The sequence below is a fragment of the Streptomyces sp. NPDC126510 genome (genome assembly GCF_040302345.1).
Classification (GTDB): Bacteria; Actinomycetota; Actinomycetes; order Streptomycetales; family Streptomycetaceae; genus Streptomyces.
Genome location: NZ_JBEORR010000028.1, coordinates 34078 through 51506, shown reverse-complemented (window position 1 = coordinate 51506; position 17429 = coordinate 34078). Strand labels below are relative to the sequence as shown.

Below are 17429 nucleotides of genomic sequence, written 5' to 3'. Positions count from 1 at the left end.
GGTTTCCGGGCAGCGCCTTCGGGCGGCCGCCGGGCAGCGCTACCGGGCAGGTCTCGGCAGCGCTACGGAAGCGGGCTCGCCGTGAGCTCGGGGAACGGGGAGGTGGACGGCGCGTCGGATGTCCCGGGAGCTTCCGGGATGGCCGTGGCCGCCGTGTCCGTCGGCACCGCGGAGAGCTCCACCGGCAGGTCGGGGACGTCGGGCACCTGCGGGACCTCCGGCGCGGACAGCCCTGGCAGCGGGGCCGCCGGGACCTCCGGAACATCCGGCAGGCCCGGGACCTCCGGAACGTCCGGGACCTGCGCGACGACCGGGACCTCCGACAGCGACGGCACGGACAGCGGGAGGAACGATTCGCCGGCTGGGGCCCCGGCCGCTCCGCGCTCGGCTGCGGCAGCCGTGGGCTCAGGCACCCGAGGCGTACGGCCCTCGCCGCCGTCCGGCCGCAACGTCTCCGCGCCAGGCGTGGCGACCGCGGGCCGAGGCGTCGCGCCACCCCCGCCTCCGCTGCCGTCGAGCGCGTACGGCAGGACGAACCCCGCCACCGCCAAGGACGCCGCCGTCGAGGCGACCGCCACGGCCTGTGCCCTGCCGACCCCGCGCGGCCGCCCCCACCCGATCAGGAACAGCGCGCAGCCGAGCGTGGCGGCCAGCGACTGCCGCAGCGTCCGCCGGGCCCGGGCCAGCAGCGACTCAACGGTCCGGTAGCTCAGCCCCATCCGGACGGCGACCTGGCCGACGTCCAGGTCCTGCGACTTCAGCCGCAGCGCCTCGGCCTGCCGCGCGGGCAGCTCACCGCTGCGCACCGCCAGCCACTTCGCCTCGGCCCGGTCGCACACCGCCTCCTCGACGGGCACCGGACCCGGGGCGATGAGCGTCGGGCTGGTTCGCACCTCGGCCTCGCGGTTCATCTGCCGATAGCGGTCGACGCACAGGCGCATCGTCACCGTCGTCAGCCAGGCCACGAGCCGTTCCTCGTCCAGGTCGGGCCGCTCGGCGGCACGCAGCATCGCCTCGTGTACCGCGTCCTCGGCGTCCTCCGCACTCATCGACCTGCGCCGGGCCACCTTGAGCAAATGCTCGCGGTGGCTCCACATGCGCCGCCACCGCTCGTCGGCCGCGTGCATCTCCACAGGTGTCTCTGCGGGCATGTCCGTCGCCATGAGGACCCCTTCGCGCTCACCCACCGGAATCGTGCCGTCCGGCGGGGGGCGACATTACCGCCGAGTATCGGCGGTTGTGGAGGGGGAGACGGTCATCGAGTCCGCGCTGTTACTGGTGAGTGGGGCGCCGCTGGGCAGCAGGTTCTCGCCGGGGAGCTCGATGTCCGGGTCGGGGGCGGGGAGTTGCGGCTCGTCCGGCTTCTCGGGTTCGGTGGCCGGGCCGGTTCCGGCCGGAGCCGGAGAGGCGGAGGTGGACGGGATACGGGACGGCGGGGCACTCGGCCGGGCCGAAGGTGTCCGCGCCGGCTTCGGTGTGGCGGCCGGCCGCGACGGCTCCGGGCGCGCGGAGGAGGACCCGGCGGAGCCGTCCGGCACCACCCGGTGTCCTTCCGTGAAGTAGGCGTACCAAGCCCTGACCGTGCGCAGGTAGGCCGCCGAGTGGTTGTAGCCGAGGATCGCCCGGTCCAGCTGGGCGGGGACGGACAGGTCCCGGCCGCCGGCACACAGGTACCGTCCGGCGGCGAGTGCCGCGTCGAAGACGTTGTTCGGATCCGTACTGCCGTCGCCGTTGCCGTCCGCACCCCAGCGGGCCCAGGTCGACGGGATGAACTGCATCGGCCCGACCGCGCGGTCGTACGCGGCGTCCCCGTCGTGGACACCGCCGTCGGTGTCCCGGATCAGCGCGAAGGCCACCCCGTCCAGCCGCGGCCCCAGGATCGGCGCCACGGTCGTACCGTCCGACGTCACCCTTCCGCCCCGCGCCTGCCCCGACTCCACCTGCCCGATCGCCGCCAGCAGCTGCCAGCGCAGCCGGCAGCCGGGCGCCTCACGCGCGAGCCGGACCTCGGCCTTCCGGTAGGCGGCGAACACACTCGCCGGCAGCGCGCCGCCCACCTCCACGGCCGCCACGCCACCCGCGCGCTTCCCGGTCCGCAGCGGCGGAAGCTCCGTGCGGTACGGGGTGTCGCCGGACACGCTCGGTCCGTGCTCGGCCGGTGCCTGACCGGGCGCCGGTACGGAGGCCCGCGCCGGGATCACTCCCGGCGCCTGCGACGCGGTGAGCGCCGCCATCGCCGCCACCGCGGCCGCCGTACCCCTGACACGTCTGCCCCTGTGCCCTGCCACGTCCTGTTCCCCTCCCGGTGAGCTTCCTGTCGTCTGCTCTACGGGGGAGGGTGGGGGGTCCGTCGCGGGGATTTGCGCACGTTGCGGCTACGGCGGTTTCCGCACGCCGCTCAGCGCCTTCTCCGCTCGCTGGCCGACGAGGCGGGTGACGAGGTGCTGGCAATCGTCCGCGAGCGCGCAAGGAATGCCCTGCTCAGGGATGCTCGACTGGCCAAGGGAGTGTGTGAACCAGCCCCCACGCGAAGCGGCGAGCTTTCGATCCGCACTCCCCCAGTGGCATGATCGATTGACAATTCGAATTGACGGGCTTGGAGGGGGACAGGTTGTCTTTCGAAGAGGAGTGGGCCCAGTTGAAGGCCGACGCCTTGGCGCGTCAGCAGACCGGCACGCAGATCAATCAGTTGCCGGCGGACAGCGGCGGCGGGGCCGTCGCCCCGGCTACCGGTTCCCTGGTCGCCAAGGCCCAGTCGATCAACGGCAACGCGAACCTCCTGATCGAGATCGCGGGCTTTCTCCATGAGGGCCGGCCCGACGACGAACTGACCACCATGACCCGCGCCCCTCGGGCGCCCGCGGACGTGTGCAAGCAGGTGGCACGGTTCGCGGGGTTCGCCGATGACCAGTACCTGGACGCCGTCGCCCTGTTCGCGGCCCTGTCCACGCGCCTCAGGACAACCGGCAGCGACTTCGTGAAAATCGACGACGACACAGCTCAACGCTTCCTGGACAACGTGCTGGAGTATGGCCAGTACGTCGCCCCGGAGGCGCGATGAGCAACGGCATCAGTCACCGTAAGGACGTCGAGTTCCTGGAAGACTGCAACCCGCCCCTCGTCGAACGGAACGCGGACGAGTTCAAGCGCCTGCACGACATGCTCGTGGCGGTCGACCCTTCCGCCGAACGCGCCGAGAAGCACACGCAGTGGAAGAGCGAGGGCAGCCGGCACTACGAAGCCCGGCTCTCCGAGGGGCGCAAGCTGGTCGCACAGCTCGCGGAAGGCTATGACAAGGCGTCCAGCGCTCTGCGCGGCTACGCGTTCGCGCTGGAGGTGGCCAAGGCCCACTACTCCAACGGCAAGGCGAACGAGCGGTTGCTCGCGGACCTGATCCACACCAAGGGCACGGCGATCACCCGTGAGGCGCAGGAGGCGGAGCCGATGCGCCAGTGGGAGGACATGCGTGACACCACCGGGGTCATGGACTTCTTCGCCGAGCTGACCATGGATGTCGACGACATCCGCGAGGACGCGAACCGGCTGCACGACGCCGCCGGTGGGGATTTCCAACTCGCGAAGACCACGGAACACGAGGCGCGGGAGATCTGCGTCCACGAGCTCAAGCAGGCCTATGACCTGCTACCTGATTTCCGCATGGGTTTCATCCAGCGGGTCGACATCGTCTCGGCGATCCCGGAGCTGCGGCGCGAGGCAGCCGAGGCGAGTACGAACCCGCTGACGCGGCTGTCCGGCAGCGGCCTCAAGCAGGACTACTCCCCCATCGCCGGCGACGACATCGTCTCCCCGGCCCTGCGGGACATCCGCCTCCAGATCGCCAACCTTCCCGGAGGGCAGGACAGTTACTGGAGTCCGCCGTCCACCGCGCAGGACCGCGCCGACTGGATAGCGGCGAACAAGGAGATCATCAAGGCCGCGGCACGGAATTCCGGGCTGCCGCCGGACATGGTCGCCGGTATCGCGTGGCAGGAGGTCGGCGGACAGCCCGGCATCCTGGACGACATGACCGACACCATCCGCGAACAGGCGGACTCTCCCTTGAGCCCGATCGCTCCTGAGAGCCTGCCGTGGCGGCTCGGCGGTGACCCGGACAACACGTCCATGGGCCCCATCGCCATTCAGGTGCGACGTGGCGCCGAGGTTCTCGGATACGACCCCGAGCACCTCACCGACCAGCAGCGCGGCACGGTGGAAACAGCCCTGCAGGACCCCGCGCAGAACATCTTCATCGCTTCGGAGTACCTGGCCCAGCTCAAGGCGGAGAGCGAGTTCGCCGATGTGCCGGCCGAGGAGATGACACCGGCCCAGTACCAGGAACTCGCCGCGCGTTACAACGGCGGGCCGTACTGGGAGACCGACGACGCCCAGGACTACGGGCGTGGGTTCGCGAACAATTTGGACGAGGCAAGGAACGCACTGCGCTGATGACCAGCCCTTCCCACGTGGACGACGACCGCGGCTGCCTCCGTCTGGTCCTCGCTGTACCCCTCACCCTGCTCACCCTCATCGCCGCGTACTTCTGCTGGACAGCACTGACCATCACGCCGTCCGGCACCTGGGACGACGACGCGTACGCCGGAATCGTGCTGTCGTGCGTCGTCACCATCGCTGTCGCCGTAGCTGCGGCGGCGCTGTGGCTGGTGCCTTCGGTGCGGAGGGCCATGCCGTGGTGGTGGATATTGCCCCCTCTGCTGTTGGCCGTGGTGGCAGGAGCGCGATGGGCCGTAGGTGGCTAGGTCCAGCCACCGTCGCGTGTCACATCGACCCACAACACGTCCGCCCAAGGCGACGCCACCCGGACGTGCCCCAACGGACCATCTGCTTCCAGCAGGTCGGCACGTCGTCGGGCGGCATGGAGAGGACCGGCTTCGGAGCCGTGCAAAGCCGTGCTGATGCCCCGCACAGCGCATCTACGAGAACCAGGTGACGCTGGGCAGCCTCGGTATCAACACCCGGGGCCGGTCCGCGTAGCTCAGCCTCAACTACCGCACTACACGGCAGATCCTGCACTCCACGCTGGAGGTTCTGGGCGAGGAGACCTACGACGACCTCGATGGGAACTCGGAGACTCTCGCCGGATTTCGTTCCGCGCTCAGCGGCAGCGCACCGGGCATGCACCCGTGCACGGACTGGCAGACGGAACGCGAGCCGATCGCCGCACACATTCGGGCCTGGGACGCCAACCCGGACGAACGGATGGCCCACGAGCAGATCGCCATCTGCGTTCCCACCAGTCTGATGGCCAGTGAGATGGGAAGCACACTCGGGGAACACGGCATCCGGGCCCTGGAGATCGGTGCCGACGGCGCGCGGGGCTAGCCCGGAGTTCACATCGGGGCCATGTTCCGTTCAAGGGCTTGGAGTACCAGCGCATGATCATCGCCGGGGTCAGCGATGGTCTGGTCCCACGCGAGCAGGTCAACCAGTTGCGCCAGGTGGACCCCGCCCGCTACCGGAGGGAGCTCCAGCAGGCGCGATCCCTGCTGTTTGTGGCGTGACCCGGGCACGCGACAGCCTCGACATCTTCTGGCACGGCACGCCGAGCCCATTCCTCCACCATCTGCCATCCTGAGCAGAGCAAACCCCCGAAGGTGGATAAGGGCCTCCCACTCAGGTCAGAGGTCCTTCCCGGGGCAGAGCTGCCGACAGCGGCAGACGAGTCGGGCTGTACGCCGGGGAAGATCACCGCAACGCTATGACCTGCGCAAAAATGCAGGATGGCCCGCTCCATGGCTACTTTGACGGCTACTTATGTTCCCTGCCCTGGTCTACCTCTGCGTAGTAGCGCCCCCGGCTCAGCACCACCGAGGGCCTGCCTCCGCCAGTCTCCCAGGGAACGACGTGCGCCCTTCTCACGCCCCCCTACATCGCAGCGACCCTCTCACACCCGAGCGCGGCCACATCACCCGATGGCCGTCCTGGTCGCACCCCCGTGCCTGGTGACGCGCGGGCGGCACCGGATCCTCACTGCGCCTCGGACGAATGCCTCGTCGGTGGCCTTGCCCGACCACACGAAGGCCTCACCAGGGTTCAGCGACGCCATTTTTTCTGCGGTCAGAGCGGACAGGGCGGCGTTCGCCTTCTGCAAGTGCTTCAGCCATGCAGGTGAGGTGAACTTGTGCAGCACCATGTGGTTGGAGAGCTCGATCAGTGAAATCGGCACGGACGGCGGATCCTGGCTCGCCACGAGAATAGACATGCCCTTATGCCGCATTTCGCGGACGCTGGACACCAGCCCATCGACAAGGTCGGGGCTGCGGATGTACTTGTGGGCCTCGTCGAACACGACAAGTTTGTTGAACGGCTGTCCCTCGTGCCGGGCATCGGCAAACAACTGCATGAGGACAACGAACAGACCCAGCGCCTCATCCTCTCCGATGTAGTCGTCACGCAGATCGACGATGATCAGGCGTCCGGGCCGTACCAGATCCTGGAGCCGAGCATCGTCGTCGATGTACTCGGCGGCCAGATCCAGTCGATCGTAAGCCAGTTGCTTGAGTGCGTCCGACAGTGAGGACTGCTCGATCCCGAGCCGGATCGTGTCCAGCGTCAGATCGTCGCGGTTGGCCTTCATGATTCTTCCGAGCTGACGGATGTAGAGGGCCTGGTTGCCGACTGCCCCCATCAGGAACCGCCAGTGCGCGGCCTTCAACTCAGACGAGGAGAACGTGAGCGCCCGTACGTCGAGGTCCGGATAGTCGCGCCTGCGCTCGTCCACTCTGTCGGCGGGAGCCAGCAGCAGGACGTCGGACAGTGCCGCGGGCTCGGCTCCGTACCGTTCCCGGAGGGAGGCCAGCTGGTCCTGGTCGCTGTTGGGCCTGGTCATGCTGGTGAACTCGGGCGCGTAGTCCTGCGTGTCGCTGTAGTGGAAGACGATGCTGGCCAACGGGTGCGAAAGGTGGTTAACGCCGGCAGCGGGCAGGCTCGCCATCTCCAGAATCGATCCGAGGGTGTAGCTCTTCCCTCCGCCCTGCACACCGAACAGGCTGATGGTGTGAGTCTCGTTGAGGTCGAGGGCGATCCTCCGGCCCGCGCTCATACCGAGCAGACCGTATTGCGCGGTCGGTTTCGACACTCCGAGGAAGACGTCCGGGACCGGGGGGCTGTTCGGCGGATCCACCGATGACGCAGCGGCTGGCGGCTGTGCGGGGGTCTCCGGTTCGCGGTCCGGCGCAGGCTCCTCGACCTCCGCCGCGTTCCCGGCGTTCTCGCCGTCCGCCCCGGCAGCTGCGGCATCCGACGATCCCGGCGCCTGCTCTGTACCGATGGGGTGTTCGGAGGCCTGTCGCGAGGCAGAGCTCAGTGGTTCTCCTGCCGTTTCTCCCACAGCTCCCGCGGCCCGTTCGTCGGCCGTCCCCGCGGTGCCCTCGCTGCCGGCCGCTGCCGGTACGAACTCCTCGTCCAGCACAGCGCTGAGCGGAGCCGGTTCCTCCGGCAGCTCGCGGCTGCGGTCGCGTGGACGCAGACTCCGCGTGGACTCTCCGCGTTCGATGCCCGGGACTTGCGCCTCCGCCAGCATGTGGGGCGCGCTGCGGACAGGCCCGCCGAGGTACTCCGTCTCCACGGCGTCCAGCAGTTCGGTCACCTGATGACGGCCGATCCGGTGGAAGGTGATGCCCCCCTCGCCCTCGACGTCCGTGCCGTCCCCGCCCAGGTCGAAGAGGAGTCCGGTCCTGGAGAACTCCAGCGTGTAACCGTGGTCGAGATGGTCGAGGAGCCACCGTGCCTCGTCGTACCCCTTTTCGTCGAAGAGGCCGTAACGGTTCGCACGCGCGAGGTAGTGGCCGAGCAGCGAGCGGAGCGTGAGGTTCTGCAGGGGACGGTCGGGGCGCTCGACCAGCGGGTCGAACTGCGCGGCCAGGATCTTCCGGCTGTTGTCGATCTGCTGGCTGATCTGTTTCTTCTTGGCGTCGTAGGCGCCCAGACCGCCCACTCCGGTGAAGCACTTGACCTCGATCAGTCGGCACACCACGACCCGGCGCTCGGCGTCCAGGTCGAACAGCGCCAGGTCGGTCCGGTGCAGCCGCACCGCACCGTCACCGGCCGCGATGCGTCGCTGCGCCTCGCCGTAGAGGTCGGTGTGCGCGTCGAGCGGGATGAGGATCTGGTTGTGAAGCGCGCCCTGGTACCCCAGGTACAGCCGGGCGAGCGCCAGTCCGAGGACCTCGGTACGGCTGCTGCTGCCGAGCGCGGCGAGCTTGAAGGCGAAGCTGCCGGAGAGCTCCCTGAGCTGATCGAAGAACGTCGCCACATGGCGCGGTTCGATGCTGAGCTGCTTGTCGCCGAGCACGGGCCCGACCAGTGCGCGCAGCTCGTCGACCGATCGCGACGAGACCACGATGTGATGGCCCATGCCGGGCTGGGCGGTCGCCGAGTAGTCGATGACGTATTCGGGCCGGTCCGCCCGCCCGTGATCGAAGTACTCCACTCCGAGGGTCCGGTCCACTGTGACGACCCAGTCGCTGGTCTGGTGCACGTCGTGCAGGAGAGCCTTGTCCTGAGCCGACAGACGCAGCGTTATCTGCGGCAGATGTCCCGGACGTGGCTCTCCCGACGTCACAGCGACCACGGCGGCCGACAGGGCTTCGGGCAGTGCCGCCATCAGGTCACCGGTCTCCTCGGCGCCGGGCACGGGGTCCGTGGCGCCGTGGCGGGGCTGACGGCTCCACGCCACGGACTCCTCGTCCTCGGCGTAGTGGCTGGTCAGTTCCTGTACGAGCCCGTGTGCCGCCGCCCGGCCCGAGGTACGGGCACCCGGCGCGATGTCGTACTGCTCCCCGCCGAAGGGGTCGAACAGGATACTCAGGTGGGCGGGGAAATCGGCCGCGCGGGTGCGGAGGTCTGCGGCATCACGCACGACGACGGCGAGCTTGGGACGCAGGGGATCGCCCGGCGTACCGAACGGCTCCGCGGCGGCGGCCCGCGGCCCCGACCCCGGCGAGAACAGATCGGTGAGCGCCTCACCCACCCACGGCTCCTGGGGATGATCCGTGAAGAGGCGGACGGTGTAGCGCAGCCGGGCCAGGTGCCTGCGGCTCTGCAGCTCTGTCAGCATGGAGGCCAGAACCTCTCCCCGGCCGACACCGAGGGCGTTGATGACGAGGCTGTCCGCATACGGGTGGAGGCGCACATACCGCTCGACCCGGTCCGCGAGGTCGGAGCCACTAATCATGCCGGAGGCCGTCGAGCCGTCGCTCACGCCCAGGGCGGAGCCCAGTCGCGAGACCGTTCCGCGCGGATCGGCCGTCTCACTGGGCAGGCAGACCTGCCAGTAGTCGGTGAACTGTCCGGCGGCGAAGGTCAGTTCACCAGTGGTGAGCGGCACCACGAGCGGGAACCCTAGAGGCGCGAGCCGTTCGACGAGGCTGTGCAGGGTTTCCAGTACCCGGTCCTTGTCCTGGCCCTCGGTCCGGTCGAGCCAGTGGTCGGCCAGCGCCGCCTGCCCGCACCACCACAACACCCGCAGCGGATGAGTGGGGGCGACGAGCACCGCCTGACGCAGCCCGTCCTGCGCGTCGGCCAGCTCCACCACCATAGTGTCGGTGCGCAGCAGCAGCGCGAGTTCGGCCCGGTCCCGCTCGGCCGTGCCGCCACGGGGATTCTCCAGTGCGCGGACGCATCGGGTGACCGCTCTCAGATAGGCCTCCGCGCAGCTCTCGGCCTCCTTGCGCACCGCGCGAGGGTCGGTTCCTTCCACCACGAGCGGTACGGATCCGTCCGTATCGGCCCGCACCGCCGCGAACAGTGTGGCGCGCGCCTGGAGGTAGCTGCCGAAGTCGCTGCCTTCGGCAGGGGTGATGGCCGGGCTTTCGTCGTCGCTCAGCTGCCACCGTCCCGAGGCGTCGACGCTCAGCCGGGGTCCTTCCAGGGCGTACGGCCGGGCCAGCATGCGTTCCTCGGCCTCGGCGAGGGGAGTGGGCAGGTCGATGGTGACCGGGCCCGCGGGTCCGAACCGGGCCCGCAACGGCCGGGTCTTGGCCGTCCGGGCTCCCCAGCTCACCTCCCGGCACGACACCCGCCACGGATCGCGGCCCTCCGCCCGGGCGATGAAGCGCAGCCGGTTGATCGCCTGGGCTAGCCCGGGAGCATGCTGGGAGCGCTGGACGGGCGGGTCGTCGAACTCGCCCTCGGGGACGACGTAGAAACGGTCGCTCTCGTGCGGCCGGTGCGTGCTGTCGGCGCCGGCCACCCGCAGGGGATCGCCGTTGGTGTCGAGCGGGGTGACCCTGACGAAGTGCCACCCCTCCTCCCAGTCGGCCTTGCGGCCCTTCTTTAGCTTGATGCTCGTCTTGTAGACCGTCTTGGCGGTCTTGGCCACCGCGAGCGTGGCGGTGAAGCCGGTCGGGCTCACCGTGCTGGCGCCACGGCCCTCGTCGGTCTCGTTCTCGCTGAGGATCTGGATCGAGAAGCGCGCGAGGCCCGTGATGTGGCGGGGATCGGGATCGACGGTGAAGGAGACGGGGAGCGAGGAGAGCCCGCCGGGCAGCAGATACTGCCCGCCGAAGAGCCTCTCCAGCGCGGGATGGTTGCGCAGGTCGTCCTCGTTCTGGCCAGCCTTGGGCAGTACCGTCAGCTCGTGGACCTCGATGCCGACCTGTTCTCCGCCGGGGGCGTTCTCCTGCGGCCAGTGGTGGAAGGCGAGCGGCCAGTTGTCCGGGTCCACGGCGATCGCCCGGCACCAGCGGGACGGGGTGTCGAGGCCGGTGCGGGCGGCGAACCGCACCAGTCGGCGTACGAATTCCTCTCCCGCCGGCGAGTTCTGCGGCAGCCCGAGGCTCAGGACCCTCTGGCGGTCGGTGGATGTCGCCTCGGTGAGCTTGGCGACGGTTTTGCGGTTCCGGTCCGCCTTGCGGCCCACCAGCGTCATGTCCTGGAACAGGCCGAAGTCGGGGATCAGCCCGAGCAGATGGACGGCTGCCCCGGCCGCCTCCGGGTCGTGGTCGTTCTCCCGCAGCGTCAGCAGATACCGTACGGCGGCCCGGTCGTCCGCCACCGCGCCGCCAGCCGTGACCTGGTCCTGGCGGTCCAGTAGTTCGGTGACGGGCTGCCGCAGCGCTTCCGGCACCTCACGCAGCAGTGACGTCTTGAGCTTCGCGTGGACGTCGTCCAGGGACAGTTGCTCGAAGGTGGCGATACCGAAGGAGTCCTCGGCGCTGGCGCGGATGCCGGGCGGGACGAACACCAGCAGCGGGGGCCGGAGTCCGCCGTCCTCGTCGGGGTTGCGCAGTTCGACGAGTTTGGTGCTGGTCACCGCGACGTCGGCGGGAGTACGGCCGTCGCCGCCACCCAGGACGAACACCTGCGCGTCGGGCACGAGGACACGCAGTCCGCGTACCAGCCGTGCGGCGAGGTCGGTGTCCAAGTCGCCCAGCCGCATGCAGTGCCCGGCCTGCCTGCCGCGCAGCACGGCCGCCAGCCGTGGCAGCAGGGCGTGCTCCAGGGCGTCCCGCCACTGTGCCTCGGTGATCTCCGTCAGTCCGCGTGCCATGCCGTCACCTCCCGCCCGTCGTGACCGCGCCGTCCAGGGAGATCGCGAATCTGGGCGTGATCACCTGGGTGAGGTAGGCGTCGGATAGGTCGCTGTAGAAACCGATCTCCCGCATCCGGGTGGTGAACGCCTCAGCGTTCGACCGCAGAGCCGCCTGCTCCTCGAACCCGGAGGTGGGAAAGCCGTCGTCGGCCGGCAGCCGGTCGACGTATAGCCCGTATCGGGTGCGCAGCGTGTCCATGAACTCGTCCAGCCTCAACTGCTCGGTGTGGTACGGGAAACGCGAGCGTGTGCCGCGCGGATTGGGCCGAAGCAGCGCGATCTGGACCAGGACCTCCAGGAGCGCGCTGTCCATGACGAAGCGGCGGCGGCCCCGGTGGGGCTGGGTGATGACCGCGCCGGGACGGTTCTTGAGCAGCAGCGAGTCGATGGTCTCGACGATGTAGTCGTAGTGGTACTTACCCCGGTACGCCATGATCAGCTCGATGTACTTCTCGAACGCGCCGAGCCCCATCCCCGCGCTGAGCAACGGACGTACGCCTTCGGGCTGTTCGTCGATCGGGGTCTCGTCGAGGAGGGTGTCCATGCGCGACGCGAAGAACTGCTCGCGCCGCTCCCGGTACGCCTCTCCCGCGTACTGCAGCAGCTCTGCGACGGTGAAGAATCCTCGGGACGGCCTCGTGATCTCCTTGGCATCGGCCAGGTGATCGGCGAACTCGCCCAGCTTGCGTACCACGTAGCCCGCGCGCACGAAGCCGGGGACCCGCCGCAGCCAGATGTCCGCGCTGTGCTCCGCGAGGGCGGCGACCGGGGTGCCGGGCACGCCTGCCGCGTCGACCAACAGCCCCACCCGGAAGGGGCAGCTCGCGAATCCGTCTGCCGAACCGCCTGTCCCCAAGGGGCAGTTCTCCGGTCCGCAGGTGGGTTCGGCCGCGGAACGCTCGACGGCGGACGGCAGCAGTTTCATCGCCTTGAGCTGGCCGAGCGCCAGATGGAACGCGAAGAGGATCTTCAGGTACTCGACCATGACGATACGGGGCAGCAGGTCCTGCAGGGACAGCAGTCGCAGTACGTCGTCGGCGAGCAGGTCGGACTGTCCCGCGCACAGCGGAGGTGCCGAGTACCAGCCCTTGACGGTCGCCGGGGAGTCCTGCTTCACCTGGCTGTTGAGGTGGAGCACGGCCTGGGTCTCGACGTCGACGCCGGTGCCGGCCAGCTGGGTACCCAGGGCGGGGTCGAGTCCGGTGAAGAAGAAGGCGCGGATCTTCTCCAGCGCCATCGTTCCGCGACCGCCCCGTGCGTGCCGCAGCATCTCGTAGAGCTGTGCGTCAGCTCCGTAGGCGCGGGAGTGGTGGTGGTTGCGGAACTTGTACGTCAGCCCGTGCAGGGGACGCAGCCCCGCGACCGCCTGGTTGGGCCTGCCCCGGTTGACCATGTCCAGGAGCTGGGTCTCGATCCAGCGCCGCGCAATGTCGGGAGAGTCCCGGAAGCCCTGGAACTTCTCGGCATGCTCCTGGGCGCGGAACTCGTCGACGAACTCGTTCGCCAGCGTCTTGCCCCGCACCATCTTGCTGGTCTGGCCGTTGTGGTTGACCCGCATCAGGAACCCGGTCAGGACACGGTCCATCTCGACACGCTTGAACTCCAGGTAGGACACACCCAGATGACGGAATTCGCTGTCCCGCTTGCGCAGCACCATCAGTTCCCCTTCCTCGCGGCGTCGTTCGCCGCACCCACCGGCCCGAGCCTGAGCGCTCCGTCCGGCAGCCGGGTGATCCGGTGCGGCACACTGCCCGGTGCGGTGAGCAGCACCTCCTGGTAGGAGGTGGCCGACAGCGCGTTCTTGAACACCGCCAGCGCGAGGTTCTGCCCCTGACGGTCCTCGACCCCCGGCTGATACCCGGAGTGCAGCCGGTCAAGGAGTTCGTACAGGTCGAGGCGGACCACCAGTTCCGCGTGGTGCTCGGCGGATCCGTCCGGTGTCCGTCCCCGGTACCTGACGACGATCTCGCGCGGGCCGGCCTCCACGTAGGCGGAGGCCGGGGGCCTGCCGACCTCGATGGTGAACCGGTCGGCGGGGAATAGCCGGTGGCTGCGGATGGTCCCCCCGGGCACGGACCTGACCTGCAGCGCCAGGGCCCGTTCACCGTCGTACAGGGCCCCAGGCAGCCCTTCACCCCGGTTGACGGCCTCGATGATCCGGTCCAGTTCCGCCTGGCCGGGTTCGCCCGCCGCGAGGAGGTCCAGGAAGCGTCCCCCCGCACGGTAGCTGAGCAGGGTTTTCCAGCGTTCGCCGTCCAGGCTCTCGAAGAAGAAGCGGCGCCGGGCCGCGGCGAGGTAGGCGCGGTGCGCGGCGGCTTCCGCCGGGTCGGCCGACGGGGTGCGGGGCAACGCTGCGAACCGGTCGCCGAGCAGTTCCGCGTCATGGCTGCCGCGCTGGTCGACGGAGATCAGGCTGTGACCGCCGTCCGGGCCCACGTAGTCGAGCTTGCGGTCGAGCTGGGGGTCGGGCACGGTCGCGACGTCGAGTTCCCGCAGCTGGGCGAGGAGCCGGTCCTGTTCCGGCTCGCCCTCGGTGTGCAGGCCCGCCCAGCTGGTGAAGTAGAAGCTGTCCAGCCGCTCCTGGACGCTGTCGGGGCGCTGGTAGAGGTCATGGATCTGAGCGCAGTCCCGGCCGGAGGTGAGCATGTAGGCCAGAGCGGAGCGCAGATCGCGGAGGGTGATGTGGAGTCGTCCGCGCAGATGGGTCATCCGGTACAGGGCGGCGAGCCGCTCGGTGATCACGGGGCCGGCGGTCGGGTGCGCGAAGGTCTGCGCGTTGTGCCTGGCGTAGCAGCGCGGCGCCAGGTCGCAGGAGGCGCAGCCGCTCCAGTGCCGGGGGTCGGTCATCGCCTGGACCATCCGGTGCAGGATGGAGTCCCCGGTGCCCTCGGGATCGGCGACGACGTCCCGCGCGTTGAGGTTGACGACGGCGATGCCGTGCTCGGCTCTGCCGCTCACCAGTCCCTGGCGGACGGTGTCCGCCAGCAGCGGATAGCGGTCGGCGTGTGCGGTGACGAAGTCGGTCAGGCGCCCTTCGTTGACGGCGATCAGCCGCGTCTGATCCTGCGGCCAGGCAGCGGCGTCCGTTCCCTGGAACGGCGAGAGAAAGGCGTCGAGGACGGTGTCGTTGTCCTGGTGTCCCTCGTCCTGGCTGCCGTCGTGGTTGGTGTGGAAGGCGCGGCCCCGGAAGACGAAGTCATCGCCGTTGACGCGTTTCTCGCCCATGTCGGCGTTCCGCTTGACCGCCTCGACGGCCAACTGTTCCAGAAAGGCCGTCTTCCCGTCACCGGCGTTGCCCGTGATGACGACCAGCAGGTGTCTGCCCGCCAGGACGTCGTCCCGCAGCGCGGTGTCCAGGGCGGTGGCCACGTACAGCGGGAACTGCGCGGGATCGAGCCCGCGGGTGCCCGCGTTGGTCCGGGAGCTCTGGCTGTAGAGGGTCTGGAGATGACCGACGAATGCGTTGGTGCCGTCCCGCCCGGCTCCCGTGGTGCAGGCCGGCTCGGGCTCCGTCCGGATCTGCTCGTCCTGCTCCTCGCCGTCACGCGTGCGCCGGACCTCCCCTATGGCCCGTACGGCCGCCAGGAACGCCTCGGCGTCCGGGAACCGGTCGGCACGGCGTGGCTTGACGGACCTCAGCAGTACGTCGGCAAAGGCACGGCTCAGGTCGCCCAGGCCACTGATCTTGCGCGGGTCCAGCGCCTCCTCGTCCCTGGGCGGCTGCGCACGTCCCGGCCAGGGATATGTTCCGGTGAGCGCGATGTAGGCGGAGACCCCGAGGGCGTACAGGTCGAGGTCGGCGAGTTCTGCCCGGGTGGGGCGCTGCCGGGCGACGGTGTCCGGGGCCTGGTAGCGCGGCGAGCCGAGGGTGGGCGTCAGGGTGGAGTCGACGGACACCGCCGCGTTGAAGTCCAGCAGCTTTGTGCCGTCGGCGGTCCACAGCAGGTTGCTGGGCTTGATGTCGCAGTGGTAGACGCCGTTGCGGTGCAGATGGTCGAGCCCGGCCAGACAGTCCTCCAGCAGCCGCACCACGTCGGCGGCCCCCAGTCGGCGCTCACGGGTGGCCGAGGCCTGAAGGTCCTGCCCCTCCACGAACTCCAGCCGCAGATAGGGGAATCCGCCCTTGGGCAGCCAGTCGGCATCGATGACACGCACCAGGTTCGGATGCGCCGGCAACCGGCGCAGAATCCCGTACTCGCCCTTCAACCGTACGCCGACCGATTCCGGATCACTGGTGATGATCTTCAGGACCTCATCGGTGTCGTCGAGGGTGTTGAACACCTGGTAGACGACACCGAACTTGCCCTGCCCGAGCTTCTTGCGGACGTGGAACTTCTCGGTGAGCCGGAAGCCGGACGGCAGGTCCCGGTAGTTGTAGGGGTTCTCCCAGTCGAAGGGCTCGTCGGGCGTCCCGGGAGCCGACGTCCCCGATCCCCCTCCATCGCCGCCGCGCCCCGCACCGCCGCGCACCAGCCGCTCCAGTTCGGCGATCGCCTCCCGTGCGGTCGGCCGCAGTGCCGGATCCGCGGCCAGCAGCCGCCGGACCAGTTCCCGTACCTCTGGCGTGACGTCGGCTCCGTCCAGGCTGTCGACCAGGCGGTTGCCGCCGGTCACGAAAGGCAGCTCCCCCGTGTGCAGTTCATGGAAGAGCACGCCCGCGGCGAAGACGTCGGAGGCGGCGGAGAAGCCCTCGGGACCGCTCAGACACTCCGGCGCGAGATAGGCCAGGTCGGCGCGCTCGTACGCGTCCATCGCCACGGTCCCGGCCCGCTTCTGCCCCGTGTGCGCGTAGTCGAAGCCGGTGATCATCGCCGTGCCGTTCCGCGCCACCAGAACCGTGTCGGGTGTGAGGTGGCGGTGCACGACCCGGTACGCGTGCGCCAGCGCGAGCCCGGCGAGCACACCGGACATGATCCGCCGTCTCGCGTCCGCGCCCTGGGTGCCGGGCCCGCCGGCCATCCGTACCCGCAGCGCCTCGGCGTGCACGTCCTTGAGGACGACCGCGTATCCGGTCTCGTCCTCCAGCGGCAGCACATGCACGCAGGGCACGATGTGCGGGTTGGGCGGCAGCTTGTTGAGGGCCTGGATCGGATTGCCGATCCGTTCCCGCTCCCGGGTGTGCTCCTCCTCCGGCAACAGCGGATCGACTGTGTGCACCTGGACGAGGTACGTCCCCGAGTTCGGCTGGTCCGGCTGCACCGCCCGGTACACCGACACCCGGTCCTCGGCGTCCGCTTCCGCCCCTGCCTCCGGTGCCGGATCCGCTTCGACGAGCGTCTCGACGGCCTGGTAGTGACCGAACCTGGGCAGTCCGGGCTGGGCTCGCGACACGGCGCCCAGGGCACGGGCGATGTCCTCGTGCAGCCCGGCGATCGGGAAGGCGGGCCCGATCTTGGCCGGACTGTGCTTGCGGAGATGGGGAACGAGGTCCTTGAGCAGGACGGTGTTCTTCTCGTCCCGGTTGTCGTGGTCGACCAGCTCGGCGTCCTCGAACGGGAGGATCACCAGTTCCTCGCACCACACCGAGCCGAGGGCCGCCGAGATGTGCGACTGCCGCAGCAGGCCCGCCACGGTCTTGGCGTGCTCGCGCAGCTTGCGCACCGGACTGGGGAAGGGCGCCCGCCCCTGCGGGAACCACCGCTTGCCCCGTACCTCTATGCGCCCGTGCGTGCCCTTGGTGTCCGCGATGTAGCAGGCCGTGTCGGTGAGAATCGCGAGGTCGACCTCGAAGCACTGACGGCCGCGGTAGATCTCGAAGTTGGAGATGACGGTCCACTCGGCGGGGCCCTCGTCCCGGAGATGGCGCAGCACCATGCGCTCGGCGTCGTTGACGGGCTCGCCGACCTTGATGATGCGTGCCATGAGTCCCCCGGGGCCC

Annotated in this window: 8 protein-coding genes and 1 pseudogene; 4 read left to right on the top strand and 5 right to left on the bottom strand. The window is 69.5% G+C overall.

The window, feature by feature from the left end:
* Positions 1-62: 62 nt before the first annotated feature.
* Together ABTX60_RS32100 and ABTX60_RS32095 are read right to left on the bottom strand one after the other, a co-directional pair.
* Positions 63-1163, bottom strand: coding sequence for a sigma-70 family RNA polymerase sigma factor (locus ABTX60_RS32100; RefSeq protein WP_352100512.1), 1101 nt, complete (start codon positions 1161-1163; stop codon positions 63-65).
* Between the two features lie 54 nt (positions 1164-1217).
* Positions 1218-2234, bottom strand: a complete 1017-nt coding sequence (locus ABTX60_RS32095) for a lytic transglycosylase domain-containing protein (RefSeq protein ID WP_352100573.1) — start codon at positions 2232-2234, stop codon at positions 1218-1220.
* 404 nt (positions 2235-2638) lie between these two features.
* Here ABTX60_RS32095 and ABTX60_RS32090 point away from each other — a divergent pair, with 404 nt between their 5' ends.
* The 4 genes and pseudogenes from ABTX60_RS32090 to ABTX60_RS32075 all read left to right on the top strand — a co-directional run.
* On the top strand, positions 2639-3061 hold the full coding sequence (locus ABTX60_RS32090; RefSeq protein ID WP_352100511.1) for a hypothetical protein: 423 nt from the start codon (positions 2639-2641) through the stop codon (positions 3059-3061).
* On the top strand, positions 3058-4446 hold the full coding sequence (locus ABTX60_RS32085) for a hypothetical protein (protein ID WP_352100510.1): 1389 nt from the start codon (positions 3058-3060) through the stop codon (positions 4444-4446). The genes ABTX60_RS32090 and ABTX60_RS32085 overlap by 4 nt, the downstream gene beginning before the upstream one ends.
* Positions 4446-4757, top strand: coding sequence for a hypothetical protein (locus tag ABTX60_RS32080; RefSeq protein WP_352100509.1), 312 nt, complete (start codon positions 4446-4448; stop codon positions 4755-4757). The genes ABTX60_RS32085 and ABTX60_RS32080 overlap by 1 nt, the downstream gene beginning before the upstream one ends.
* A 166-nt stretch (positions 4758-4923) precedes the next feature.
* A pseudogene (locus ABTX60_RS32075) lies at positions 4924-5593 on the top strand (3'-5' exonuclease); the annotation flags it as partial.
* Between the two features lie 330 nt (positions 5594-5923).
* Here the strand turns inward: ABTX60_RS32075 and mads8 are convergent.
* From mads8 to mads6, 3 genes are read right to left on the bottom strand one after another with little or no spacing between them, the layout of a single operon-like run.
* Positions 5924-11509: a methylation-associated defense system ATP-binding protein MAD8 gene (gene mads8, locus ABTX60_RS32070; RefSeq protein ID WP_352100508.1), complete on the bottom strand. Its 5586-nt coding sequence runs from the start codon at positions 11507-11509 to the stop codon at positions 5924-5926.
* Positions 11510-11513: 4 nt separating this feature from the next.
* Complete coding sequence (gene mads7 / locus ABTX60_RS32065) at positions 11514-13208, bottom strand: methylation-associated defense system protein MAD7 (protein WP_352100507.1); 1695 nt, start codon at positions 13206-13208, stop codon at positions 11514-11516.
* Positions 13208-17413 carry a methylation-associated defense system protein kinase MAD6 gene (mads6, locus tag ABTX60_RS32060; protein ID WP_352100506.1) on the bottom strand — a complete coding sequence of 1402 codons (4206 nt, stop codon included), beginning with the start codon at positions 17411-17413 and terminating at the stop codon, positions 13208-13210. The genes mads7 and mads6 overlap by 1 nt, the downstream gene beginning before the upstream one ends.
* Between the last annotated feature and the right edge of the window lie 16 nt (positions 17414-17429).

What these genes read in the sequence shown, in the direction of transcription:
- ABTX60_RS32095 (WP_352100573.1), bottom strand. Translation starts at nt 2,234, where the DNA reads ATGGCGGCGCTCACCGCGTCGCAGGCGCCGGGAGTGATCCCGGCGCGG.
- ABTX60_RS32085 (WP_352100510.1), top strand. Translation starts at nt 3,058, where the DNA reads ATGAGCAACGGCATCAGTCACCGTAAGGACGTCGAGTTCCTGGAAGAC.
- mads8 (WP_352100508.1), bottom strand. Translation starts at nt 11,509, where the DNA reads ATGGCACGCGGACTGACGGAGATCACCGAGGCACAGTGGCGGGACGCC.
- mads7 (WP_352100507.1), bottom strand. Translation starts at nt 13,208, where the DNA reads ATGGTGCTGCGCAAGCGGGACAGCGAATTCCGTCATCTGGGTGTGTCC.
- ABTX60_RS32100 (WP_352100512.1), bottom strand. Translation starts at nt 1,163, where the DNA reads ATGGCGACGGACATGCCCGCAGAGACACCTGTGGAGATGCACGCGGCC.
- ABTX60_RS32080 (WP_352100509.1), top strand. Translation starts at nt 4,446, where the DNA reads ATGACCAGCCCTTCCCACGTGGACGACGACCGCGGCTGCCTCCGTCTG.
- mads6 (WP_352100506.1), bottom strand. Translation starts at nt 17,413, where the DNA reads ATGGCACGCATCATCAAGGTCGGCGAGCCCGTCAACGACGCCGAGCGC.